Below are 25,052 nucleotides of genomic sequence, written 5' to 3'. Positions count from 1 at the left end.
TTGCGAGAGCTTTATGATAAATCCAAAGAAAATTGAAGAAATTGCCAAACAGATCACTGAATCGATTCCACCGGGCGTGAAAAACGTCGCCACCGATATAGAAGCGAAAACTAAAGAGGTGTTGCAACGCAAACTGGCGCAGCTGGATGTGGTCACTCGCGAAGAGTTTGATGTACAGACTCAGGTACTGGCAAAAACCCGCGCCAAACTGGATGCAATGGAAGCGAAACTGGCCGAACTGGAAGCCTTGCTTGCAGATAAAACAGACAGTGAATAGCGCCAGGCAATTTTTACAAGCTCTGGCGAGAATCCATTGAGTGTTCTCGGCATTTGCTCCCTGCATTGCTCTACTAAATTACGTCCTTGTAACGTCAGACATAATCAATTTACCAGCATCCATGCAGGTATAAAAAAGCCGGAATAAATACCGGCTTTTTTTGTAACCTGTTTATTCGCTTTTCTGGCTTAGAAACGCTTGGTACGCCGGATTTTCCGTTTCTTCATGCCATTCGTAACCGAGGGCCTGCAGGTGGGCAAAGAATTCTGCCTGCTCGTCTTCGGCAACTTCAAAGCCCGCCAACACCTGACCAAATGCGGCGCCATGATTACGATAATGGAACAAGGTAATATTCCAAAGCTCGCCTAAAGTATTAAGAAAGTTTTCTAATGCGCCTGGGTATTCCGGGAACTCAAATCGAAATAGTCTCTCTTTGACCATAGGTTTGCTGGCTCCACCTATCATGTAGCGAACATGCAGTTTTGCCAGTTCATTATCAGTAAGGTCCTGTACCTGATAACCGCTGGATTCGAGAATATTTACCAGCTCTTGGCGTTCCTGGGCACCATGAGACAAACGGATACCGACAAAGATATTTGCCTTGTTGGCATCAGAATAACGGTAATTGAACTCGGTAATCGCCCGACCACCTAAGGTCTGACAGAACTGACGAAAACTACCTTTTTGTTCAGGAATGGTAACGGAAAATACTGCTTCTTTTTGTTCACCCAGCTCGCAACGCTCGGAAACATAACGCAGGCTATGAAAATTCATATTGGCACCGGATAAAATAGCGACCAGCTTTTCATTACCTTTTGAGGTTTTCACATATTTGTTGATGCCGGCCAGTGACAGAGCACCAGCGGGTTCGGCAATCACTCGGGTTTGCTCGAAGGTTTCTTTGATCGCCGCACAAATTTCATCCGAACTGACGGTGATCACCTCGTCACAATATTTGTAGATTAAATCAAAGGTGTGCTCGCCGATACGTTTTACCGCAACGCCATCTGCAAATAAACCGACATTGTCTAAATCCACTGGCTTACCGGCATCCATTGCTGCTTTTAAACAGGCTGAATCTTCTGCTTCAACACCAATGACTTTCACATTTGGCGCGATTTGTTTTACATAAACGGCGATACCGGCAAGTAATCCGCCTCCGCCACAAGGAACAAAAATAACATCGACATCCGCAAGCTGCTGCAGAATTTCCTTACCTACGGTGCCTTGTCCGACGATAACATCCGGATCATCAAACGGTGGGATAAAGGTTTTTTGTTCGCTCTCTACAAACTCGATTGCAGCCTGTTGTGCCTCATTAAAGCTCTTACCAATGAGTCGCACCTCGGCGCCATAATGCCGCACATTGTTCACCTTGATCTCGGGTGTGGTGATTGGCATCACAATGGTGGCGTTAACGCCTAAACTCTTTGCCGCCAGCGCCAGGCCCTGGGCATGATTACCGGCAGACGCAGCAATGACGCCATTTTTACGTTGCTCATCTGTCAGTCCTTGCAGCTTGTTGTAGGCACCCCTGAGCTTAAATGAATGAACCGGCTGCTGGTCTTCACGCTTTAAAAACACCTGATTATTCAGCTGCGCAGAAATCTTCGGCAGATAACTTAAATCCGTTTCCCTGGCGATGTCATAGACAGGTGCCATCATAATCCGACGCAAGTAAGCTAGCGCCAGATCCTGTTCCTTATTTTCTGCAGATAACTTTGTTTGCTGAGCTACCATGGCGTCCTCTATGACTGATATTTATCGAGTAATTCGTTATTTCTGACTGCACCTTTGTCGGCGCTTGTCGCCAACATGGCATAGGTTTTTAATGCATAGCTGATCGGACGCTGGCGATCGACGGGTTTCCAGGCTTTATCGCCTCGGCCTTGCATTGCTTCGCGACGATGTGTCAATTCCTCATCGCTGATCAATAGCTCGATCTTGCGGCTCGGAATATCAATATCAATACCGTCGCCATCTTCAATCAAGGCGATGACTCCACCAGAAGCCGCTTCTGGTGAAACATGACCAATTGACAATCCTGACGTTCCACCTGAGAACCTGCCATCGGTAATTAGGGCGCATTTGGTGCCCAAGCCCATGGATTTTAGATAAGTCGTCGGGTAGAGCATTTCCTGCATTCCCGGCCCGCCTTTAGGTCCTTCGTAACGAATCACGACAACATCGCCTTCGACAACTTTACCGCCTAAGATGCCTTCGACTGCTGCATCCTGGGATTCAAAAATCCGCGCCTTGCCGTTAAACACTAAGTTCTCCTGGGCAACACCCGCGGTCTTTACAATGCAACCATGTTCCGCAATATTTCCGAACAATACCGCTAAACCACCATCCTGGGAAAATGCATGGTCTTTAGAGCGAATACACCCCTGCTCGCGATCATCATCTAGGGTTGGATAACGACAGTCCTGACTGAATGCCTTGGTGGTACGAATGCCGGCAGGTCCGGCGCGGAAAAATTCTTTTACCGACCCATCGCGGGTTTGCTTAATGTCATACTGTGCCAACAATTTTTCCAGGGAAACGCCGAGCACATTAGTCACGGTTAAATCCAGCAAATCAGCTCGGCTCAGTTCACCCAGTATTGCCATTACCCCACCGGCGCGATGCACATCTTCCATATGATATTGCTGCGTCGATGGTGCCACTTTACAAAGATGCGGAACATGCCGGGATAAGCGGTCGATATCCGCCATGGTAAAGTCCACTTGTGCTTCCTGGGCTGCGGCTAATAAATGTAATACGGTATTGGTGGAACCACCCATGGCAATATCCAGGCACATGGCATTTTCAAAGGCTGCTTTGGTCGCAATTGAGCGGGGCAGGGCAGTCTCGTCATCATCCTGATAATAACGACGGGCTAATTCCACCACGCGCCTGCCGGCGGATAGAAATAGTTGCTCACGGTCGGCGTGGGTCGCCAACATCGAGCCATTGCCTGGTTGCGCCAGGCCCAGGGCCTCCGCCAGGCAGTTCATTGAATTAGCGGTAAACATGCCAGAGCAGCTACCACAGGTAGGACAGGCAGAACGTTCAACCTGCGCCGCTTGCTCATCGGAGACGTTAGGATCTGCACCCTGAATCATAGCATCAACCAGATCGAGTTTGATGATTTGATCGGAAAGCTTGGTTTTTCCCGCTTCCATTGGTCCACCGGATACGAATACCACCGGAATATTCAAGCGCAATGCCGCCATTAACATGCCCGGAGTGATTTTGTCGCAGTTGGAGATACATACCATCGCGTCCACACAATGAGCATTTATCATATATTCAACGGAATCGGCGATCAACTCGCGAGAAGGCAAGGAGTAAAGCATGCCAGAGTGACCCATGGCAATACCGTCATCGACGGCAATAGAATTGAATTCTTTCGCCACGCCACCTGCTTCTTCGATGGCACCAGCAACCAGCTGTCCCATGTCCTTAAGATGCACGTGACCGGGCACAAACTGGGTAAATGAATTGACGACTGCAATAATCGGCTTACCAAAGTCATCATCGGTCATGCCGGTGGCGCGCCATAATGCACGCGCACCTGCCATGTTACGACCCTGGGTAGAAGTTGCAGACCTTAATTTCGGCATAATACATCCTTAATAAACCATTAAATTTAGAAAACAGCCGACCTCTGCGCGACGCAGAAAAGTCAGCAGTTTAAACTGGCGGCTAAAAACCGATGGCTTATGTATTAATACCAAACCCTGCCCGTCACGAGGGACAGGAAGGGTTTACAACGATGCTAAATCGCCAGTTATTTTACCGGAGCTAACCAGCCCCATTTATCTTCCGTTTCACCAGTGAAGATGCCAAAGAACGCATCCTGAATTTTACGGGTGATTTCGCCGCGGGTGCCACTACCAACTTTGATACCGTCTACGGTGCTTACCGGCACGATTTCAGTTGCCGTGCCACACATAAAGAATTCATCAGCCAGATACAGTGCTTCGCGGGCAATGAGTTCTTCACGAACTTCCAGGCCCATTTCTTTTGCTAACGTGATAATCGTGTCACGGGTTAAGCCAGGTAAGATGGAACAAGTAGAAGGTGGTGTATAAAGCACGCCTTTACGTACTAAAAACAGGTTTTGACCGGCACCTTCACTGACGTAATTGTTTACGTCTAACGCAATACCTTCGGTATAACCATGGCGAGCCGCTTCGTTAGAAATCAGCTGTGAAGACAAATAGTTACCACCAGCTTTTGCACCCGTAGGCATAGTGTTCGGGGCTAACCGGTTCCAGGAAGAAACGCCAACATCGACGCCTTTTTCCATTGCATCGGCACCTAAGTATGCATCCCATGAAAACGCTGCGATCATCAGTTCAGCATCGGCATCAACAGGTGGACGTAAACCCATGCCTACATCACCTAAGAATGCCAGTGGACGTAAATAAGCGGATTCCAGATTGTTTTCAGCGACCGAGTCTTTACAGGCCTGCATCACTTGTTCGCGGGTAAATGGAATATTCAAACGATAGATTTTCGCAGAATCAAATAAACGATCAACGTGCTCTTCCAAACGGAAAATACAGGTACCGCGATGAGTTTTATAAGCACGGATACCTTCAAAGACACTGGTACCATAGTGCAAGCCATGGCTCATCACATGAACCGTAGCATTTGCCCAGGGCATTAACTCACCATTAAACCAAATTTGATCAGCGTTAACTTTTGCCATTTTATTATTCCTAAATATTCATTGAGAGGTCAGTTTAATACTTCACTGACTGGATATGTCTGCAAGCCCTGATCTTCGACTTTTATTTGTTCAATGTCGATTATTTTAAGTAATTGCTTTGTTAGATTTTCGACCGATCTGTCACTTTCTACTGACAGTTGAATGTCCAAAAGATTATCCTGCTGTGCCGGAAGCATGGATAAGCCGCACAATCGAAATCCGCGGTAACGGGTCACCTGAAGTAATCGCTCAACAACCATGACGTGATCGAAAGCGGTAATTTTTAAATGATGTAAGGTCATTACGGGCACTCCAGGGTAAACGGAACAAATAAGACCTGACCACGCCAATCTGGGTGTTGCTGCTGTTTTCCTGCAGTGACTAGGCGATGACTACTTTGCATTGCCAGCCTCCAACATCCCATGATTGGCCGTTTCAGGTGGTACTAAAGGCCAGACATTTTCCATCTCATCTATGTGTACCTGTAATAGATAAGGGCCTTGATGCGCGAGCATTTCAGTAAGTGCAGCGTTAACCTGCTGCCGGGTGTTAATTCGTTTCGCCTTGATATCAAAAGCCATCGCCAGTGCGACAAAGTCTGGATTATCGCTTAAGTCGGTTTCGCTGTATCGCTCCTGAAAAAACAACTCCTGCCACTGGCGAACCATGCCTAACCTGGCATTATCGATAAGCACGATTTTTACCGGAATCTGATAACGCTTTAACGTCGATAGTTCCTGAATATTCATCATTAACGAGCCATCTCCGCAAACTGCAATCACCAAGTCTTCTGGTCTGGATACCTGTGCTCCTATTGCTGCTGGCAGACCAAATCCCATGGTGCCAAGGCCGCCGCTGGATAAGAAATTCTTCGGATCATGCATCCGCATATGCTGGGCCGCCCACATCTGATGTTGACCGACATCGGTTGTAGTCACCGCATTTGCAGATAACATGTTACTTAATTCGGATAACACCCATGGCGCATAGATGCCTTGCCCCTGGTGATCATAACGCCACGGAAATTTACTTAACCATTGCTGGCAGCGCTGTTGCCAGGATTCAATCTGTAACCGGGGGCGTAAGCCAATTAATAGTTGCTTAAATATCGGCATTGAATCTTTTAAATCGGCAACGATTGCTAAATCCACGCCCCGACGTTTGTTTATTTCACAGTTATCGATATCCAGTTGAATGACTTTGGCATTTGGTGCAAATTCAGCGAGCTTGCCGGTCACCCGGTCATCAAAACGTGCGCCGAGTGCGATGAGCAAATCAGATTCCTGAACGGCCAGGTTTGCCGGTTTGCTGCCATGCATACCAAGCATGCCCAGAAAATAATCCGTGTCTGGATCGATGGCACCAATACCTTTTAAGGTCGTTACACTGGGAATCTTTACGACCGCCATGAGTTCGCGCAACTGTGCTACCGCGTCGGCCATGCCAACACCGCCGCCGACATAAAAAATCGGCGCCCGGGACTCTTCTAACAAAGTCTGCAACTTTTGCTGATCGGGTAAGGAAATTACCGGATTTGAAGGAGCAACGGTTTGCGGGTTCAATGTCGAATCTGACAATAATTGCTCAGCTTGTTCACAATCAAGCTGCTGAACCTGGACATCTTTGGGGATATCGATCAATACCGGTCCGTGACGGCCTTGATAAGCAATGCTAATCGCCCGGGTAACGGCTTCAGGAATTTCACGGGCACACTGCACCTGATGACAATATTTGGTGCAGGCCAGGCTTAAGCCAAGAATATCAACTTCCTGAAACGCATCTGATCCCATGGCTTTTTTCGCAACCTGACCGGTGATTGCTAACATTGGTACGGAATCCGAGAAGGCATCGGCAATGGCAGTGATCAGGTTTGTTGCCCCCGGACCTGAGGTTGCAAGACAAACGCCTAACTTGTTACTGGCCCGGGAATAGCCAACGGCAGCAAAACCGGCACCTTGTTCGTGGCGACAGAGAAAATGTTTGATTGGACTGTCATACAAAGCGTCATAGACAGGCATAATCGCACCACCGGGATAGCCAAACAGACTATCCACGCCGTGTTGTTGCAATGTTTTTAACAGTAACTCTGCACCTGTCATGGGATACCTTATTTAGTAGCTGTAAGCTTTAAGCGGCAAGCTATAAGTTAAGAGCAAAACTCGTATGCTCATTTTGTTTGGTAGCTGTAAGCTTTAAGCGGCAAGCTATAAGCTAAAAATCGTTTTTCGGTTCGATTCAATGAAATCTCAGTTGCTGATGACTCCGGAGCCCGACTCCTACAACACGTTATTTCACTGCACCCTAAAAAAACAAACCCCCCGGTTCTTTCGAAGCGGGGGGCTGATGGTGTTAGTGTTTATCTAACTCAACAACAATCCCGCAATGATTTAATAATCACCACGACGAGGACGTTAATCTGAATTAGAAAAAATTTGTTCATCTTAAATTTCGAATGTTAGTTATTTGCGTACAATTAATTGTCAAGCTTGTTACTAGCAATTAATTATAGACAACTTATCAATTTTGTAACGTATTTTTAACACAGGGTTTTAAAGCTCACAACCGTTTTTTTGAAAAAACTTAAAATAATTGCTCTATTTTTCTTTTCTATCGTAAGGCGTTTGTCTAACAAACTGATTTTATTGAACTAAAGCCTTGAGGGAGGGGTATGGGGATTGCAACCGTGTTATCCCGGGCCAGAATAGGCCTGGAAGCACCGCAGGTGTATATCGAAGTTCACATTGCCAACGGCTTACCCGCATTTAATATTGTTGGCCTGCCGGAAGCAACAGTTAAAGAATCGAAAGACCGGGTGCGATCGGCCATTCTAAACTGCGGCTATGACTTCCCCAATCGTCGTTTAACGGTGAACCTGGCGCCAGCGGATTTGCCCAAAGAGGGAGGCCGCTTTGACCTGCCTATAGCCATCGGAATATTGTTGGCATCACAACAATTGCCAATGTTTGATACACAGCGATGTGAGTTTTCTGGCGAACTCTCTTTGTCCGGCGAGTTAAGGCCAATACTGGGTGAGATTTCGCTGGCGATGAATTGTGCACGCGCCGGGAGAGAATTATTTGTACCTGAAAGTAATAGTGAACAGGCTGCCTGGGTGGATGGGGTACGGATTTATCCGCTGCGGCATTTGAATCAACTTTACCCGCATTTTCAAGGGCTGAGTCCTATCGCGCCGATTGCCAGCAGTCAGCCACAGGCGTCAAAGGCAGAACATGCGATTGATCTAAGCGATATCATTGGCCAGGGAGCCGCAAAAAGAGGCCTGGAGATTGCGGCAGGCGGTGGCCATAACCTGCTGTTAATCGGTCCGCCGGGTACCGGCAAAACCATGCTGGCTTCGCGATTTGTTACTCTGTTGCCGGATATGGAGCCTTCCCAAGCACTGGAAACCGCAGCGGTGCGATCGATCAGTGGGCAGCAAATAAATCATCATAACTGGTTATTGCGTCCCTTTCGGGCGCCGCATCATAACGCTTCCTCGGCGGCCTTGGTGGGAGGGGGCAGTTATCCGGTACCGGGCGAGATCACCCTTGCTCATAACGGTGTATTGTTCCTGGATGAACTGGTCGAATTTGACCGAAAAGTTCTCGATGTATTGCGGGAACCGTTGGAAAGCGGCGAGGTTACCATTTCCCGGGTTAAACAAAAGACCACCTATCCGGCCAATTTCCAGCTTATTGCCGCCATGAACCCCTCACCGACAGGGTTTTATAATGATAACCGTTCAACACCAGAGCAGGTCATGCGATACCTGAACCGCCTGTCAGGTCCATTACTGGAACGCATTGATATGCAGATGGAAGTGCCACTGCTACCGAAAGGCTATTGGCGTAAAGGAAACAATACCGAAACCGCGGAAACTAGTGAGGTGGTGAGAGAGCGGGTGATCCAATGCCGGCAACGGCAGCTCGATCGTCAGGGTAAAGCCAATCACAGATTAACGGCGGCAGAATTGAATCAGTACTGTGCGCTGGCCGAGGAAAATCACGAATTTTTCGAGCTGGCGGTAGAAAAGCTCGGGCTCTCGACCCGGGTTCACCATAACCTGTTGAAAATCGCCCGCACAATCGCCGATATGGCGGGCGCAACGCAGATAGACAAACTGCATTTGACTGAAGCCTTATCTTATCGCGCCATGGACCGGATATTGAATTACCTGGCCAGTAACCTGCGACGTTAATCACTTAGTTCGCGGACAGCAAGGTTGAGCAATCCAAGCTTGGGCCGGGAACTCGGAATTGTTTTAAGTTAGAGATTTCCTGTCGTAGCAGGAAATGACGGAGCTATAGGTGCCTTTATCTAGGCGTAAAATCTTTGATTTTGCATGTTAGGAATACAGTGTGCCAGGAGCTGACCTGTCAGCGTGCTCGTAGCTTAAAGCAAAGGCCGTTCGCCACCCGAGACCTGAAACCTGAAACCTAATTTTTCATTGAAAATTTCCCGTCATCCTCACGTAAGTGGGGATCTGTTTCTTAATAACTATGCATAGATTCCCAGATGTGGCAGGTTATTACGGAGCTATTGGTGTGCCAGGAGCTGACCTGTCAGCGTGCTCGTACCTTAGCTTAAAGCAAAGGCCGTTCGCCATCCGAGACCTGAAACCTGAGACCCGAAACCTAAAACTTGAGACCCGAAACCTAAAACCTGCTTCGTTTAGCACAAAGAAGCAGGGTTAGTGGTTTATTGCTTTTCCAGACAGTCGATAAATGCCTCCAATAACGGCTGCGTAGCTCGATTGCTTAGTCCACAAACTCCTAAAGTGAAATCCGGTATCGGGTGGTCGGTAACCAGGGGCCGGATCCGGTCTTGCACCGGGCTGTTATCAATCACCACCTGTGGCGCAATACCAATACCACATCCCAACGCGACCATAGATACCAGGGCTTCATGACCTGAGACGCGGGCATAAATATTTGGCTTTTGCTTCACCTCATCGCCGGTTTGTTGTTGATACCAACGGTCAAAGCGCCTGCGTATTGGCCCATGATCCGGCAATATCACCGGCAAGGATTGCCAGTCGATGTGCTGTTGCTGTGCAAATTGCTCGAGCAGGCTTGTTACATGACATGGAATGGTGGGGGCGATGATGGCGACAGGGATGCTGGCGATAGGGTGGAAGAAGCAACTGGCTGGCAGGCTATCATCATGGGCGGCGATGGCAAGATCGACATCTTTTTGATGCACTTTCTGAAACGCGTCAGCGGCATTGCCGGTTTCCAGGGTAATTTCCACCTGAGGATATTTTTCCCGAAATTTATCTAACATTGCCGGTAGGTGCGAATACGCTGCTGTTACTGAACAATACAGGGATAATGTACCGCTTAGCGTTCCCTGCTGTTGTTGAATACGAGCCTGGAGATTCTGCCATTCGAGGATTTGCGCTTTACAGTATTGATGAAAAACCTCACCGGATGGAGTCAGCGCTACCGTGCGGTTGTCCCGATATAATAACTGGCTATCGAGTTCTACCTCCAGACGCTGAACCCAGCGACTTAAAGTCGACGGACTCATATGGAAGGTGCTGGCGGTCTGTGAAAAGTGCAAATGTTCCGCCAAATGAGCAAACACCTGGCACGACTTAATATCCATAGCGAAACTTATCCTATGCGCTGTTAACAATCGGACGCTTTTGAATGTTGCATAATATGCAATACATTATTGCAAATATATCATTTTAAGCAATATAGATTATCCACTATCCTTGCTTCCATACATAAATTGATGCAATTCATACCGATACAGGAGTCGTTCCAGGTGGCCAATTATTTTAATACCTTGAGTTTGCGTGACAAATTAGCGCAATTGGGCAAATGCCGTTTTATGAAACGTGAAGAATTCAGCGATGGCTGTAATGCCATTAAAGGTTGGAAGATCGTTATCGTTGGTTGTGGCGCTCAAGGCCTGAACCAGGGGCTGAATATGCGTGATTCCGGTTTAGATATCTCCTATGCCCTGCGTGAATCAGCAATTAAAGAGAAGCGTCAGTCCTGGCAATGGGCGACGGAAAATGGTTTTACCGTTGGTACCTATGAAGAGCTGATCCCTCAGGCCGATATGGTGTTAAACCTGACCCCGGATAAACAGCACACCAATGTGGTTGAATCGGTAATGCCGTTGATGAAGCATGGTGCGACACTATCTTACTCCCATGGGTTCAATATTGTTGAGGAAGGCATGCAGGTGCGTGATGACATTACTGTCATTATGGTTGCGCCTAAGTGTCCGGGTACCGAGGTTCGTGAAGAATACAAACGCGGCTTTGGCGTGCCGACACTGATCGCCGTGCATCCGGAGAATGATCCGAACGGCCAGGGCCTTACCATAGCGAAAGCATATGCCAGTGCCACCGGTGGCGATCGTGCTGGTGTGCTTGAGTCATCATTTATCGCCGAAGTGAAATCTGACCTGATGGGTGAGCAAACTATCCTCTGCGGGATGTTACAAACTGGGGCGATTCTAGGTCACCAGCAAATGGTCGCGAATGGCATGAATAGCGCCTACGCGGCAAAACTGATTCAATATGGCTGGGAGACGGTTACTGAAGGTTTAAAACATGGCGGTATTACCAACATGATGGATCGACTGTCGAATCCGGCAAAAATCCGTGCCTTTGAGATGGCAGAGGAATTAAAAGCCATCTTGCGACCATTATTTGAAAAGCACATGGATGATATTATCGAAGGTGAGTTTTCAAAAACCATGATGCAGGACTGGGCTAATGGCGATGACAACCTGTTAACCTGGCGTGAGCAGACGTCGAAAACGTCGTTTGAACAGGCAGCAGAATGTGATGTTCAAATCAGTGAACAGGAATATTACGACAAAGGTATCTTCCTGGTAGCTATGGTGAAAGCCGGGGTAGAGCTGGCGTTTGAAACCATGGTAGCGGCGGGTATTATCGAAGAGTCGGCTTATTATGAGTCGTTGCACGAGACGCCACTTATCGCCAACTGTATCGCCCGTAAGAAACTGTATGAAATGAATGTGGTAATCTCAGATACGGCAGAATACGGTAACTATCTGTTCTCCCATGCGGCAGTACCTCTGTTACAGGATTACGTTAACCAGTTATCCTTGCAGGATCTGGGTGAAGGTTTAGCGGATAAGAGCAACCAGGTGGACAATGTTCGTTTGATTGAAGTCAATGAATCGATTCGCAGCCACAGCGTGGAGCAGGTAGGTAAAACCCTACGCGGTTATATGACGGATATGAAGAAGATCGCGCTTTAATAGAACGAACGCTTTTTATGCAGGCTGTCGTCTTTTGACTTAAAAAGGGTTAAATCCAAGTAGGATTTAATCCTTTTTTTACGTCTACAATTAATTCCATAAGCTCCTAAATTTATGGAAGAACCATGCCCGGCATCTATGACAATATTCTGCAAACCATTGGCAACACCCCCATCGTAAGGCTTAACAAGATGGCACCGCCGGGCGTTAATGTGTTTGTTAAAGTCGAATCCTTTAATCCGATGGCATCGGTGAAAGACCGACTGGCACTCGGCGTTATTGAGGATGCAGAAAAAAGAGGTTTGCTTAAACCGGGACAAACGGTAATCGAGGCGACCAGTGGTAATACCGGAATTGGCCTGGCCATGGTATGCGCGCAAAAAGGCTACCCATTAGTGGTAACCATGGCAGAAAATTTCAGTGTTGAGCGTCGTAAAATGATGCGTTTTCTCGGTGCCAAAGTGGTTCTGACACCAGCGCATTTAAAAGGCTCTGGCATGGTAAACAAGGCGGCGGAACTCGCCGAAAAGCATGGTTGGTTTTTGGCTCGCCAATTTGAAAATCCGGCCAATGCTGAGATTCATTATCGAACCACGGCCGAAGAAATTCTCCGTGATTTTCGCGACATGAATCTGGATTACTGGGTTAGCGGCTTTGGTACCGGCGGTACCTTAAATGGTGTTTCCCGCAAGCTTAAGGAAGTCAGTCCTAACACCCGTATTATCGTATGTGAACCAGATAATTCACAAATCCTCGCCAGCGGCATTAGCCAGCCTGAAAATGAAAGTCATCCAAAATTCCGTCCCCATATGATGCAGGGCTGGTCACCGGATTTTATTCCCGCTCTCGCCAGTCAGGCATTAGAGGCGAATCATATTGATAATTTTATGCCGATTGATGGCGAAGATTCACTGCGTTGTGCCAAAGAGCTGGCGCAGAAGGAGGGCATTTTCGTGGGTATTTCCGGGGGCGCGACGCTAGCCGGTGCCCTCAACCTGGCCCGGCTTGTGGCCAAAGGCAGTAATATCCTTTGTATGCTGCCGGATACCGGTGAACGCTATTTATCGACCCAGTTGTTTGCCGATGTTAATGCCGATATGAATGAGGAAGAATTGGCGATATCGAAATCAACCGATAACTATCGGTTTGATAGTGGTGGTGGCTCGACCGTCGAAGCACCACTGGAGCAAGCGGATCCCGAAATGGTAAAAGAAATCGATGATTACATTCATCGTTCAGATCCGAAAGTAGTGATGTTTGCCCTGCAATGGTGTGAGTTTTGTGATTCGGTTCGAAATGCCCTGAATCATTATGATATTGCGTTTAAAAGTATCGATCTCGACAGTGTCGCCTTTGCCGAACAAAATCATGGCGGTAAGTTACGAATTGCCCTACGCCATAAAACAGGTTGCAACACGTTTCCACAGATTTTCGTCAATGGTGAATTTATCGGGGGATGCACCGAGCTGTTTGATAAAGTGAAAGATGGTAGCCTTGAAACCACTTTAGAAAAGGCTGGTATCAAACACAATCAAACCATGAGCGGCGACAACAAAAAAGATCCCTATGATTATCTACCGAGCTGGCTCCACGCCCGCTAGATAGCCATAACGGCGAAACACAGGGAAAATATTCGCTACGTTAACGACGAACCTGGCCATCACCAAAAACGATGAACTTTTCTGTTGTGAGTGCTTGCAAACCCATGGGGCCATAGGCATGGAGCCGTGAAGTGGAGATGCCGATTTCAGAGCCGAGGCCGAGCTCACCACCATCGGAAAATCGTGATGAAGCATTTACCATCACCACCGAAGAGTTGATACGACCAACAAATTCCCGTGCGCGCTGATAATTCTGGGTAACAATGACTTCGGTATGATCGGAACTATAGGTCTGGATGTGGCTTATCGCCTGGTCGAAATCCGCTACTACCCTGACCGCAACTTCCTGGGCCAGGTATTCCGCATGATAGTCGTCTTCCGTGGCGAGTTGGGCATTGGCAAAGAAGGTGGCACTGTTCTCACAACAATGAACCTTCACCCCAAAAGGTGCCAGCGCCTGCGCTGCGTTTGGTAAAAACGTATCGGCAATTTCGCTATGCACCAACAAGGTTTCGATGGCATTACAGGCACTTGGGCGCTGCGTCTTACCATTAACCAGGATTTCAATTGCCTGGCCCAAATCCGCATCATTATCGATATACAGGTGACAGACCCCTTTGTAATGTTGAATGACCGGAATGCGGGAATTATCGCTGACGTAACGGATCAGAGCCTCACCACCGCGGGGGATAACTAAATCAATGTACTTATTTAGAGTAAGTAATTCACTGATAACGCTGCGATCGGTGTTAGGGACTATGGTGATAATTTCTGTCGGTATCGAAAAATCCTGCAGCACCTGATGCCATAAATCCGATATCGCCCGGTTACTGTGAACCGCTTCGGAGCCTCCCCGTAAAATCACTGCATTCCCGGATTTTAAACAAAGCGCCGCGGCTTCAGCGGTAACGTTGGGGCGGGCTTCATAGATCATAGCAATCACCCCTAATGGAATACGCATCTTGCCAACTTCAATCCCATTAGGGCGCTTATTTAAGCCACTGACACTGCCCACCGGATCTGCCAGGGCCGCAATGTCCTCAATCGCACTGGCTATGTCTTCAATTCGTTCATCGGTCAATAACAAGCGATCTAGCATGGCATCAGTTAATCCTTTGGCTCGACCTGCGTCGATATCTAACTGATTTTCAGCGATCAACCTGGTTTTTTCATTGCGAACTTTAGCGGCCATCGCCATTAATATTTTATTCTTTTGCGTCGTGGTTAACTGAGCAACCACCGGGCACGCCTGACGCGCTTTTTTGGCTAAACTGGCGATATCAAATTGGGAAGCGTCATTCATAATCGTGCTCACAGGTTCCTGACTATTTGTTACTTAATACTAAATCATCTCGATGGATGACTTCTTGGCTTGGGCAATAGCCAAGAATGGTTTCGATATTGTGACTGCCTTGCCCCTGGATTCGGGCGAGATCGCTACTGGAATATTGTGAGATCCCTTTGCCAATGATTTTCGGGGCTTGCTCGTCAAAATAGATAATGTCGACGGCAGCACCTTTGGCAAAATCTCCGGTTAGTCCTTTCACCCCGATAGCCAATAACGACGCGCCGGTTTTCTGCAGAGCGCGCACCGCACCCTGGTCAACATGCACGGCGCCTGAGCTTTTCAGGGTATTTTTCAGCCACTGTTTTTTCGCGGTTAACGTATTACCCTGGGCGCGAAAATGGGTACCTGGGTTTGCGCCTTGCAACAATTGCTCAAATGCTTTAGGTTTTGTGCCATTGACGATGAAGGTTTCAATGCCTTGTTCGCAAGCCTTTTCTGCAGCCTGAATTTTGGTAGCCATACCGCCGGTTGCCAGATGATTAGTGGTGCCGCCAGCCAGATCATAAATATCCTGAGTAATTTCTTCGATGTTAGGGATCAAAGTGGCATCGGAAAACTTGCGCGGATCCTTGTCAAACACGCCATCCACATCACTCAGTATCAACAGCGCATCGGCTTCAACAACCATAGCGACTAACGCTGCAAGATTGTCATTATCACCGACTTTAAGTTCCTGAGTGGCGACCGTGTCATTTTCATTGATAATTGGCAGTACCCGATTTTCCAATAACACTCGCACGGTATTTTTAATATTCAGGTAGCGTTTCCTGTCTTTTAAATCGCCATGGGTTATCAGTAGTTGTGAACAGGAAAAATCGAAAAAACGCTGCCAGTTTGCCATCATCTGCATCTGCCCAACCGCCGCCATGGCTTGTTTTGCAGCTATCGACGGCGTATTGGAGCCGTGCGCAATGGAAGAGCGACCCGCGGCAACACTTCCCGAGGATACCAGAATGACTTCGATATCCTGCTGATGACATGCACTGATAAATCCGGCAATGGCCAGTACATGTTTACCCGAGCACCCCTGTCCATCGGGAGATACCAGGGCACTGCCCACTTTTACCACGATACGTTTAAACTGCATTACCTTGCCACCCAGAGTAGAAATTACTGCCTTGCGGATTGAGAAAACTCGCGAAACTGGTTGTCATCGGCCCTACGGAACTGAAGCTATGCACGATTGCGAGTATAAAAAACAACCATTTCAGGATAAAAAAAACACCAATGTTAAGCAAGTTTAAATTGTTTAAAAACCTTGTTTTTACAGGCTTTTCAAAGAGTAAGTAGTAACTGGACTCATCAGTCGACAACATCTGGCGCTAACAACCGACAATAACCGTGATAGTCTGATATGAGTTGAGATCAATTGACACGAGGACGTCCCATGCAGCCATCAGCACCGGTACCGGCTGAAAGTAAAAACACCGCAGGTACGCAATTTTCCTGGGGAAACCGCATCGACCCCAATGGCATGGTGGCCCGCACCTTACTGGCGTTTTTAGCTTCAGCGGGATTGTTTTATGTCAATATCATGCCGGCGTTGGTCTCGGGATTGATAGAGGCCTTACAGTTCAGTAAAGAGGACGCTGGCCTGGTAGCCTCATTTAATGTTTATGGGGCTGCCCTGGGTGCTTTGGCAGCAGTTTTCGTGGTAAAAACCTGGTCCTGGCGGAAAACATCAGTGGTCCTGTTAATTGCGTTGATTGCTTGTGATCTGATATCGATATTGCTTAGCGAACCGTTGACCCTGATGGTAGTTCGTTTTATTCATGGTTCGATAGGTGGCTTATTGGTTGGTGTTGGCTTTTCCATCATCGCTAGAACCAAAGAGGCCGATAAAACCTTTGGTGTATTATTGCTGGTCCAGTTTGGCCTGGGTGGTGTGGGTGTGATTTATATTCCACCACTGGTACCTGAGTATGGGACCAGTGTGCTGTTTGCGTCGTTGATCGCGTTTTCGGTATGTACGCTGTTAATGCTGCCATTCATACCGCACTATCAAAATAATGCAAACCCGCGCAAAGGGGTCCAACAGTCTGTTAAACGGTTACCACTGGCTGCAGCGTTACTGGCGTTATTTTTGTTTCAGGCAGCCAACATGGGCTTGTATGCTTACATTATCGATTTGGGAGTGGTTGCTGGCTTACAAACGGAGCAGGTATCGACCATTGTTGGTATCTCAGCCTGGTTCGGCATATTGGGCTCGGTATTGGTCGTCTGGCTATCGACCCGGGTCGGTCGGGGCTTCCCGTTGGTAATCGGCATTGTGTTCACTGCGATTAATACATTTGTGTTGCATTATGCGCAGCAGGAGTGGCTATTCTGGCTGGCTAATATCAATATTGCCATCGCCTGGGCATTTGTGATCCCCTATATTCTTGGCCTTTGTTCGGAGTTTGACCGCCAGGGACAAATGGCAGCACTCGGTGGTTTTGCATCGAAAATGGGACTGGCTTCGGGGCCGTTAGCAGCTGCATTAATGGTCGGTGGTTTTAGCTACTCGGTGCTGATTAACATCGCCGTGCTGGTGCTACTGCTATCACTAATTGTGACCTGGTGGCCTGCACGGATGCTGGACCGGGAATCCTGATACCAGTGCCCGGGACAATTTACCGACGATGCTGCGTGGTGATATCAGGCTGGGTATTGGCTTTTCTGACCGCCTGTGGATTGCAGCAAGACCAGGTACCGGTAGGAGAGCAAATTACCTTACAGCAACTCAATGAACAATCCATTTCTCAGCCGGTATTATTGCCTGTTCTATCTCCGCCTCCCGAAGTGGGCGAAGCGCAATATCAATTTTCTGGTACTCTGACGTTAAAGGTGCAGCAGGCTGCAAGATATTTTAACGTTATCACTGATCACTACGGGTATTCACAAAATGCAGGTTTACGCAGTCACTGGTTACCATCAATATCGCTGCAATTTGTCGAGGACAACGGTGTATTATTTCCGGTTACCCGCGGCACGATAACCACAGAGCATCCTCACTGGGATTATATTTTTGAGCCCGGACAGGTATGGCAGCAATCAAGCGATCAGGGCTACAGCAGGGCGCTTATTCCTTTTGCTTTACAGGAAAAAAATGCCAATTGCCTGCACAATGGCTTACTCACGTTTTTATTTGATTCAAAAGGATTTATCAGTAATACCTATTATCAAATCAGCAATGAGAGTTGTCATTATTTCCAATTTGATGCCAGTGGATTTATGGCAACCAAGTATACACCTGAGGCTGTGACGACCTCAGCGGATATGCAAAGCCAACAGCATCGTTATCGACACGTTCAGGCGGAAACCCAGGATTTACAGCAATTACTTGCGGCCTTTCCCAACGCGGATATCGCGGCCCTGGCGGGTAAAAGGGATATGGCAGCTGCTGATATTAGTGTGGCCGGGTTAATCATTGCCGATCAACACTATCGCTCTTCATGCCCGACCCGATATGGCGATCATCCTCTATGCCAGAGCCTGAGTTTACCTTCCTACTCGCTGGCTAAATCTTACTTTGCCGCATTCGCCTTACATGCAATGGCCAGGGAAATCGCTAATCTGGAGCAGCAATTGGTGAGCGACTGGGTTAATGAATGTGCGGGTGACGAATGGCGAGGCGTAACCTTAGCCAACCTCGTGAATATGAATACCGGTTTATATCACTCAAAAGTCTACATGGCCGATGAGGATGCCAAGGCGACAGAGGCACTTTTTTTTGATGCGACAACGCATCAAAGCAAAATAACCTATGCCTGCAGCGGTTATTCGCGAAAACAACGACCTGGCAGTCAGTTTATCTATCACACCTCAGATACTTACATTCTGGGAACGGCGCTGGCCCGTATGTATCAACAACACATAGCATCATCTAAGGACTGGTTTGCTGATTATGTGGTGCCAAGAATTTTCAGGCCAATTGGCCTGAGCCCATCTAACTGGGTAACTCGACGTACCCAGGATGCGTTAGCACAACCCTTTACCGGCTGGGGATTAACCCTGTTGCCAGAGGACATCGTCGCCCTAAGTGGTGCTGTCGTTGGTAATAAAACAACTGCAACGGGATTAGAGGCTGATGAGACTATCATCGATAAGGCACTAGCACGCATTACCAGAGCCAATGCGCCAGAGCGGATTAATAAGTACCTGGCTTACGCGGAAGGATTCTGGTTTCGTGATATTGCCGCCGATCTTAACTGTAAGCAGCCGGTCTGGGTACCTTTTATGTCGGGTTATGGCGGCATTACCGTGGCATTTTTGCCAGGCAAGGTTACCTATTATGTGTTTGCCGATGGCCAGAGTTATCAATGGCAGCAGGCACTACGGGCAATACATAAGTTCAATAAACTGTGCTAATCATTAACCGATTGATTTATCAATAGTTGCGCTGGCAGAAGAAGTTCAGTAGTCTGTTTTTTAAACAGTTTTGTGAATCGATTATGCTCCAGCATCTATTAGTTCTCGAAGCCGATACCAATATCAGCTTACAACAACAGATAAAGCAAAAACTTATCGAAGCTATCAATCACGGTTACTTTCCCGCCGGTTGTAAGATGCCATCGTCCCGCAAGCTGGCCGAGCAATTAGATGTTGCCCGGAATACCGTAGTCTTTGCCTATCAGCAACTCACCGATGAAGGTTACCTGAAATCACGCGAGCGCAGTGGTATTTATGTTAGTGAGTCGCTGCAACCTCAGTTCGACTGCAGTGCAGCAATTACCCCTAGTGAACAGCAGTGTTTATGGAGCCAACGCATTAATCAGCCTGCGCCTGATAAATTACCACCACCATATCCGGATAACTGGCAGGAATACCCATATCCGTTTATCGCCGGGCAATTTGATTTAAGCCTGTTTCCGGTAAATCCGTGGCGAGAATGTTCGCGCCTGACGATGAATGTTAATGAAATTACCACCTGGGCCAGTGATAGCGGCTCAATGGATGATTTATTTCTGATTGACGAAATTCGCACCAAAGTATTGCCAAGGCGTGGCATTTTCGCCCAGCCGGATGAAATCCTGATCACCATTGGGTCGCAGCAGGGCCTGTATTTACTGAGTGAACTTTTGCTTGATGAACAAACCCTGCTGGCAATGGAGGAGCCAGGATATGCGGGAATGAGAAAACTGGCCGAGCATCGTCGCGCCGTTGTCGATTTGGTCGATGTCGATAATAATGGCATTCAAATCGATGCCATCAATCACCATATCGATGCGGTTTATGTAACCCCGAGTCACCAGGTGCCAACTGCGGTGACCTTGTCCCAGGCTCGGCGAGAACAGCTGATCAGCAAAGCCAATGAACATGATTTTATTATTATTGAAGACGATTATGAGTGTGAGGCAAATTTTATTAGCAATCCGCATCCTGCCATTAAGAGTCTTGATTGCCAGGGGCGGGTTATCTATTTATCCAGTTTTTCAAACGTATTGGCACCCGGGTTACGGCTCGGATACATGGTCGCCCCGGCGGAATTTATCAAAGCGGCCCGTGAGCTACGTTCTTTGTGTGTGCGCCATCCGCCAGCCAATAACCAACGTACCATGGCTCTGTTTATCTCGTTAGGTTACTACGACACCGTGATGCGCAAGCTTAATCAAACCCTGCAACAGCGCTGGCAGGAACTGCGTGAAGCATTAAATCACTATCTACCCACTGCGATTGTCACCTCCCATAGTGTGGGCGGCAGTGCCTGCTGGATTAAAGGTCCTAAGCACCTGAACAGTCAGCAATTCGCCACTCAGGCCGCCAAAAAAGGCATATTAATCGAGTCGGTCACTCGCTATTACGGCCGCGATAACAAACCGGAATATTATTTTCGACTCGGGGTCAGCAGTATTGAAGTGGAGAAAATTCGTGCCGGCGTGCAGTTGCTGGCACAGATTTTCTGGCAAAACCATGAAAACGATGATGAACACCTGCCGGCAGATGCGGTTTCATTGAGCAATGAGCAATTGCCTGATTTTATGGCGGATTGCGAATTTATCGGCCGCACCGTGTTTGGTGAGCCCTACCGTATTAAATTGTTCGCTGACGGCACCATGCAGGGCTGGGAAGGGCACCATAATGAGAAAACCGACACCGGCCAGTGGTGGCTGGAAGGCGATACCTGGTTTCGCCAATGGCAAAAATGGTCATATGGCGAGGTACTGGGTTTCAATATTGCTGTGCACAGTAAACAAATATTCTGGCTACGGGACGGCAAACTGGTCGACTCGGCGTTTTTCACTAAAAAATCTCCTCTTTCGTCTACTGTTATCGCGGTTGGCTTAAACAAAAAGTCGTAACTGGCTCTACCGCTAATTTTTCACTTCTCATAATCTGGTAACGGCTGTTCTTCGACAGCACGATGTTTTTCCATTTTCCCCGAAAGACAAGGAGATGCTTCAACATGTCGACATTTATGATTGCCGGGTTACAACTGAACCTTGTCAATAATGAAGATAATTTTTATCGTATCCAGCAACAGGTAGTACTGGCGAAAAAACGATTCCTGCAACTGGATATGGTGGTGTTGTCGGAACTGGCAACCTTTGGCAGTGCGCCACGATTTGCCCAGTCCCTGCCCGGCGATGCTGAACAACGTTATTGTCAGCTTGCCATGGAGAATGAAATTTATCTGGTGACCGGCTCCTTATACCAAAGGATTAATGATCAGATATACAATACCTGCTCAGTCATTTCCCCCCACGGAGAAGTGATCTGCCGTTATCAAAAGATTTATCCATTCCTGCCCTATGAAACTGGCATTTCCAGCGGCAATGAGTTTACTACCTTCAATATTCCTGGTGTTGGCTGTTTTGGCCTGTCTATCTGTTACGACATGTGGTTTCCGGAAACCGTTCGTGCTCTTTGCTACCAGGGCGCCGAAGTCATTATTCATCCAACCCTCACCAATACCATTGACAGGGATGTGGAACTATCGATTAGCCGTGCTAATGCTGCGATGAATCAGTGCTATATGGTTGATATCAATGCTACTGGCGAGCTGGCCGTTGGTAAGTCGATTGTTGTTGGTCCAGGAGGTGAAGTTATTCATCAGGCCCAGACCAATCAGGAACTGATTTTATTTGAAGTCGACTTCGATTATCTACGACGAGTGCGGGAGCAGGGCTGGCAGGGCTTAGGACAGCCTCTGAAAAGCTTTCGCGATAAAACCATTGAGTTTCCACAGTACCAGAAAAAACTGAGTACCAGTGCGCTGAATAAGCTGGGACCGTTGCAAAAACCAACGTCGCCCAATCTGGACTCATCACAAGGTTAATTCTGGTACTAACGCAAAGCAACCTAAACCAATACATTGATAAGATAACAACGAGCGAGATAATACCCATGAAGATCAACAATAAACCTTTGAGTTTCAGACTTTCGCAAGTAGCGTTAGCAATCAGTTCGGCAGGGCTTTACGCCGCTGTGCCTTTGGCCGTTGCCGAGGAAAGTGCGCAGCAATCCGGCATGGAAGTTATCGAAGTTACTGCCAACCGGCGTACCCAGAACATTAAGGAAGTGCCTTATAATATCTCTGCCGTTTCGGGGCAAGAGCTGGAAAACAATCAGATCATTGATGCCAGTGAGCTGCTTCGGAATGTTCCGGGTATAACCGTTGTTGATCGGGGCTATCGCAATTCCGGAACCGTAAATTCGATCATTATCCGCGGTATCAATGTCGACAGTGGTGCCGCTGGCGATGTGCCTCGCTCTGCGGTCCCAACCGTTTCAACCTATGTCAATGACACGCCAATCTATGCCAATTTTATCCTGAAAGACATTGAACAGGTGGAAGTACTGCGGGGTCCGCAGGGTACCCTATACGGTTCTGGCTCACTGGCCGGTACGGTGAAATACCGAATGAATCGTCCGGATACAGATGATTTTAGTGGTAGTGTTAATTTCACCTACAGCCAGACTGAAGGCTCCGAAGGTGACAACCTGTCCGGTGATGTCATCGTCAATGTACCGCTTGGTGACAGCCTGGCATTTCGGGCAAACTTTGGCAAAATCGACAATGACGGTATTGTTGATTACACGACACTTTACGAGTTACAGCCGGTTGTGTATGGCGCTGGCAGTGTCTATGCAAATGATGAGGGACAATTGACCCCGGTACCAGCCAACGGCGATATTGCCACTGGTGAACCGGTATTCACCAGCAAAGAAGATGCCGATACGGTGGATATCGATTACGGTCGTGTTGCCCTTGCCTTTGACCTCACCGATAACCTTAACTTTCTATTGTCCTATCAGTACCAAAGTGATGAAACGGGTGGTCGTCGCCAGGTCACCCGGGGCGTTCACTGGACCGAATCAGTTGACGATGCTCGGGTACCGACTGAATACGGCGAATACGAAAATGGTGCGGTAGTGCTTGAGCCCTCTGAGCGGGACGTGTCATTGACCGCGCTGGAAATTGAGTGGAATTTGGGGTTTGCCACCCTGACATCATCGTCATCCAGTTATAACAACGATGGTGAAGCATTGAGTGATAATTCCGGTTTTTATGCCCAGCAAAAATGGTTTACCGGCTTGTATTACGGGGCACCACGTCCTATCGCGATTGCTACCCGGGGTTACGAAGAAGAAGCGTTTGTGCAGGAATTGCGCCTGGTGTCCAATGAACCGGTCGCGAATATGGACTGGGTGGTAGGTTTTTATTACATGGATCAGGATCGCAAGGTTTATCAGGATAGCTTTATGCCTGGCTATCAGCAGTGGGCCAATGCCGCATTCCCCTGGTGGGGCATCATGGGCGATTTTGGCATGGTATATACCGACAATGACTTTCACTACGTCCGCGATGAAAGCTTTAAAGACACCGCGTTATTTGGTGAGGTGACTTATCACTTTAGCGACGATTTTCGCGCCACGGTTGGACTGCGAACTTTTGATAATGAATCGGATAACGACACGGTCCTGTCATTACCTATCTGGCCATTCCTGGGCGATTCTCCAAGTTTTGGTGAAGATGACAACGATACTTTATTTAAAGCCAATGTATCCTGGGATCTCGGGCAGAGTACTATGCTCTACGGTACTGTTTCGGAAGGCTATCGTCGCGGTGGTGCCAATGCGGTACCGCTTGATGGCAGCCTCGAAGAGCGTCCTGAGTGGCAGCAGTATTTCTCGGACTCTATCACCAACTACGAAGTGGGTCTCAAAGGCTATCTTGGTGACAATAACCATGGCTATACCGCATCACTATTTCTGATGGACTGGCAGGATCCGCAACTGAATACCGCATCCTACTGGGGATTTTTTACCGTTGCCAATGGCGACAGTGCTGAAAGTCAGGGTCTGGAATTAGATTTACATGGATACCTGGGTGACGATTTACGCTACGTAATCGGCTATGCCTATGTCCAGGCAGAATTGACCGATGATTTTTATGCGCCATCATCCGTGTTTGCGGAAAACCCAGAGTATCTGGTTGCCGAAGACGGCGATGAACTACCATTGACACCAGAACACACTTTAAGTTTTTCGCTGGATTATACCTTTAGCCTCGACAACGGTTGGTACTGGATAACCAATGCCAATATGTACTATCAGTCAGAATCCCTGAACTGGTATGGCGATGCCAGCGGCCCGGATGCCCATCCGCGGCAGATGGAGATCGACGCATTTACCCTGTTCAATGCCAGCACCCGCTTGAGCTCTGAGAATTGGGATGTCAGCCTGTATGTGAAGAACATCACCAACGAGGAAGGAGTGACAGGGGCGGTGACTCAGGGGCATATGGGTACCGATCCCAGCGAAAGCTTCTATGGAAACTCCTCGAAACAATATATCAGCCTGCCACGTACCATTGGCGTATCAGCGACCTATCGCTTTTAAGCTGGTATCGCAGCATGAAAAAGAGCCAGTTTGCACTGGCTCTTTTTTTAT

17 protein-coding genes are annotated in these 25,052 nt (G+C 48.0%); 9 read left to right on the top strand and 8 right to left on the bottom strand.

Going from position 1 to position 25,052, the window contains the following annotated elements:
* Window positions 1-13: 13 nt before the first annotated feature.
* Window positions 14-277 carry a ubiquinone biosynthesis accessory factor UbiK gene (gene ubiK / locus E8M12_RS09410; RefSeq protein ID WP_136735889.1) on the top strand — a complete coding sequence of 88 codons (264 nt, stop codon included), beginning with the start codon at window positions 14-16 and terminating at the stop codon, window positions 275-277.
* A 171-nt stretch (window positions 278-448) separates the two neighbouring features.
* On the opposite strand, the gene ilvA is transcribed toward ubiK, so the two are convergent.
* The 5 genes from ilvA to ilvG all read right to left on the bottom strand — a co-directional run bounded on the left by ilvA (window position 449) and on the right by ilvG (window position 7,078).
* Window positions 449-2,017: a threonine ammonia-lyase, biosynthetic gene (ilvA, locus tag E8M12_RS09405; protein WP_136735888.1), complete on the bottom strand. Its 1,569-nt coding sequence runs from the start codon at window positions 2,015-2,017 to the stop codon at window positions 449-451.
* Window positions 2,018-2,025: 8 nt separating this feature from the next.
* Window positions 2,026-3,885 carry a dihydroxy-acid dehydratase gene (ilvD, locus tag E8M12_RS09400; protein WP_136735887.1) on the bottom strand — a complete coding sequence of 620 codons (1,860 nt, stop codon included), beginning with the start codon at window positions 3,883-3,885 and terminating at the stop codon, window positions 2,026-2,028.
* 167 nt (window positions 3,886-4,052) lie between these two features.
* The gene (locus E8M12_RS09395; protein WP_136735886.1) at window positions 4,053-4,979 is read right to left on the bottom strand and encodes a branched-chain amino acid transaminase; all 927 of its coding nucleotides are present in this window, start codon (window positions 4,977-4,979) and stop codon (window positions 4,053-4,055) included.
* Between the two features lie 29 nt (window positions 4,980-5,008).
* The gene (gene ilvM, locus E8M12_RS09390; RefSeq protein ID WP_136735885.1) at window positions 5,009-5,281 is read right to left on the bottom strand and encodes an acetolactate synthase 2 small subunit; all 273 of its coding nucleotides are present in this window, start codon (window positions 5,279-5,281) and stop codon (window positions 5,009-5,011) included.
* A gap of 90 nt (window positions 5,282-5,371) precedes the next feature.
* The gene (gene ilvG / locus E8M12_RS09385; protein WP_136735884.1) at window positions 5,372-7,078 is read right to left on the bottom strand and encodes an acetolactate synthase 2 catalytic subunit; all 1,707 of its coding nucleotides are present in this window, start codon (window positions 7,076-7,078) and stop codon (window positions 5,372-5,374) included.
* Window positions 7,079-7,647: 569 nt separating this feature from the next.
* Here ilvG and E8M12_RS09380 point away from each other — a divergent pair.
* Window positions 7,648-9,177, top strand: a complete 1,530-nt coding sequence (locus E8M12_RS09380) for a YifB family Mg chelatase-like AAA ATPase (protein WP_136735883.1) — start codon at window positions 7,648-7,650, stop codon at window positions 9,175-9,177.
* A 500-nt stretch (window positions 9,178-9,677) separates the two neighbouring features.
* Here E8M12_RS09380 and ilvY read toward each other — a convergent pair whose 3' ends face one another.
* A complete protein-coding gene (gene ilvY / locus E8M12_RS09375; protein WP_136735882.1) occupies window positions 9,678-10,586 on the bottom strand; it encodes an HTH-type transcriptional activator IlvY in 909 nt (302 codons plus the stop codon).
* A gap of 165 nt (window positions 10,587-10,751) precedes the next feature.
* Here ilvY and ilvC point away from each other — a divergent pair, with 165 nt between their 5' ends.
* Both ilvC and cysK read left to right on the top strand, forming a co-directional pair.
* Window positions 10,752-12,227 carry a ketol-acid reductoisomerase gene (gene ilvC, locus E8M12_RS09370; protein ID WP_136735881.1) on the top strand — a complete coding sequence of 492 codons (1,476 nt, stop codon included), beginning with the start codon at window positions 10,752-10,754 and terminating at the stop codon, window positions 12,225-12,227.
* A gap of 125 nt (window positions 12,228-12,352) precedes the next feature.
* On the top strand, window positions 12,353-13,828 hold the full coding sequence (cysK, locus tag E8M12_RS09365; RefSeq protein WP_136735880.1) for a cysteine synthase A: 1,476 nt from the start codon (window positions 12,353-12,355) through the stop codon (window positions 13,826-13,828).
* A gap of 40 nt (window positions 13,829-13,868) precedes the next feature.
* On the opposite strand, the gene E8M12_RS09360 is transcribed toward cysK, so the two are convergent.
* Complete coding sequence (locus tag E8M12_RS09360; RefSeq protein WP_136735879.1) at window positions 13,869-15,131, bottom strand: glutamate-5-semialdehyde dehydrogenase; 1,263 nt, start codon at window positions 15,129-15,131, stop codon at window positions 13,869-13,871.
* A 22-nt stretch (window positions 15,132-15,153) separates the two neighbouring features.
* Entirely contained in the window at window positions 15,154-16,263 is a 1,110-nt protein-coding gene (gene proB, locus E8M12_RS09355) for a glutamate 5-kinase (protein WP_136735878.1), read from the bottom strand.
* Between the two features lie 300 nt (window positions 16,264-16,563).
* On the opposite strand from proB, the gene E8M12_RS09350 reads away from it, so the two are divergent.
* From E8M12_RS09350 to E8M12_RS09330, 5 genes are all read left to right on the top strand, one after another.
* Window positions 16,564-17,769 carry an MFS transporter gene (locus tag E8M12_RS09350; RefSeq protein ID WP_211245022.1) on the top strand — a complete coding sequence of 402 codons (1,206 nt, stop codon included), beginning with the start codon at window positions 16,564-16,566 and terminating at the stop codon, window positions 17,767-17,769.
* A 56-nt stretch (window positions 17,770-17,825) separates the two neighbouring features.
* A complete protein-coding gene (locus E8M12_RS09345) occupies window positions 17,826-19,526 on the top strand; it encodes a serine hydrolase domain-containing protein (protein WP_136735877.1) in 1,701 nt (566 codons plus the stop codon).
* 83 nt (window positions 19,527-19,609) lie between these two features.
* A complete protein-coding gene (gene pdxR / locus E8M12_RS09340; protein WP_136735876.1) occupies window positions 19,610-21,457 on the top strand; it encodes a MocR-like pyridoxine biosynthesis transcription factor PdxR in 1,848 nt (615 codons plus the stop codon).
* Between the two features lie 104 nt (window positions 21,458-21,561).
* On the top strand, window positions 21,562-22,434 hold the full coding sequence (locus E8M12_RS09335) for a carbon-nitrogen hydrolase family protein (RefSeq protein WP_136735875.1): 873 nt from the start codon (window positions 21,562-21,564) through the stop codon (window positions 22,432-22,434).
* A gap of 68 nt (window positions 22,435-22,502) precedes the next feature.
* A complete protein-coding gene (locus tag E8M12_RS09330; RefSeq protein ID WP_136735874.1) occupies window positions 22,503-25,001 on the top strand; it encodes a TonB-dependent receptor in 2,499 nt (832 codons plus the stop codon).
* Window positions 25,002-25,052 lie beyond the last annotated feature (51 nt).

Source organism: Thalassotalea mangrovi (assembly GCF_005116735.1).
GTDB lineage: Bacteria > Pseudomonadota > Gammaproteobacteria > Enterobacterales > Alteromonadaceae > Thalassotalea_A > Thalassotalea_A mangrovi.
The sequence above is the reverse complement of the archived record's forward strand: the minus strand, read 5'-3'. Positions and strand labels throughout refer to the sequence as shown.

Excerpts from the sequence above, each read along its gene's own strand:
- ubiK (WP_136735889.1), top strand. The coding sequence starts at position 14 with ATGATAAATCCAAAGAAAATTGAAGAAATTGCCAAACAGATCACTGAA.
- ilvA (WP_136735888.1), bottom strand. The coding sequence starts at position 2,017 with ATGGTAGCTCAGCAAACAAAGTTATCTGCAGAAAATAAGGAACAGGAT.
- ilvD (WP_136735887.1), bottom strand. The coding sequence starts at position 3,885 with ATGCCGAAATTAAGGTCTGCAACTTCTACCCAGGGTCGTAACATGGCA.
- E8M12_RS09395 (WP_136735886.1), bottom strand. The coding sequence starts at position 4,979 with ATGGCAAAAGTTAACGCTGATCAAATTTGGTTTAATGGTGAGTTAATG.
- ilvM (WP_136735885.1), bottom strand. The coding sequence starts at position 5,281 with ATGACCTTACATCATTTAAAAATTACCGCTTTCGATCACGTCATGGTT.
- ilvG (WP_136735884.1), bottom strand. The coding sequence starts at position 7,078 with ATGACAGGTGCAGAGTTACTGTTAAAAACATTGCAACAACACGGCGTG.
- E8M12_RS09380 (WP_136735883.1), top strand. The coding sequence starts at position 7,648 with ATGGGGATTGCAACCGTGTTATCCCGGGCCAGAATAGGCCTGGAAGCA.
- ilvY (WP_136735882.1), bottom strand. The coding sequence starts at position 10,586 with ATGGATATTAAGTCGTGCCAGGTGTTTGCTCATTTGGCGGAACATTTG.
- cysK (WP_136735880.1), top strand. The coding sequence starts at position 12,353 with ATGCCCGGCATCTATGACAATATTCTGCAAACCATTGGCAACACCCCC.
- E8M12_RS09360 (WP_136735879.1), bottom strand. The coding sequence starts at position 15,131 with ATGAATGACGCTTCCCAATTTGATATCGCCAGTTTAGCCAAAAAAGCG.
- proB (WP_136735878.1), bottom strand. The coding sequence starts at position 16,263 with ATGCAGTTTAAACGTATCGTGGTAAAAGTGGGCAGTGCCCTGGTATCT.
- E8M12_RS09350 (WP_211245022.1), top strand. The coding sequence starts at position 16,564 with ATGCAGCCATCAGCACCGGTACCGGCTGAAAGTAAAAACACCGCAGGT.
- pdxR (WP_136735876.1), top strand. The coding sequence starts at position 19,610 with ATGCTCCAGCATCTATTAGTTCTCGAAGCCGATACCAATATCAGCTTA.
- E8M12_RS09335 (WP_136735875.1), top strand. The coding sequence starts at position 21,562 with ATGTCGACATTTATGATTGCCGGGTTACAACTGAACCTTGTCAATAAT.
- E8M12_RS09330 (WP_136735874.1), top strand. The coding sequence starts at position 22,503 with ATGAAGATCAACAATAAACCTTTGAGTTTCAGACTTTCGCAAGTAGCG.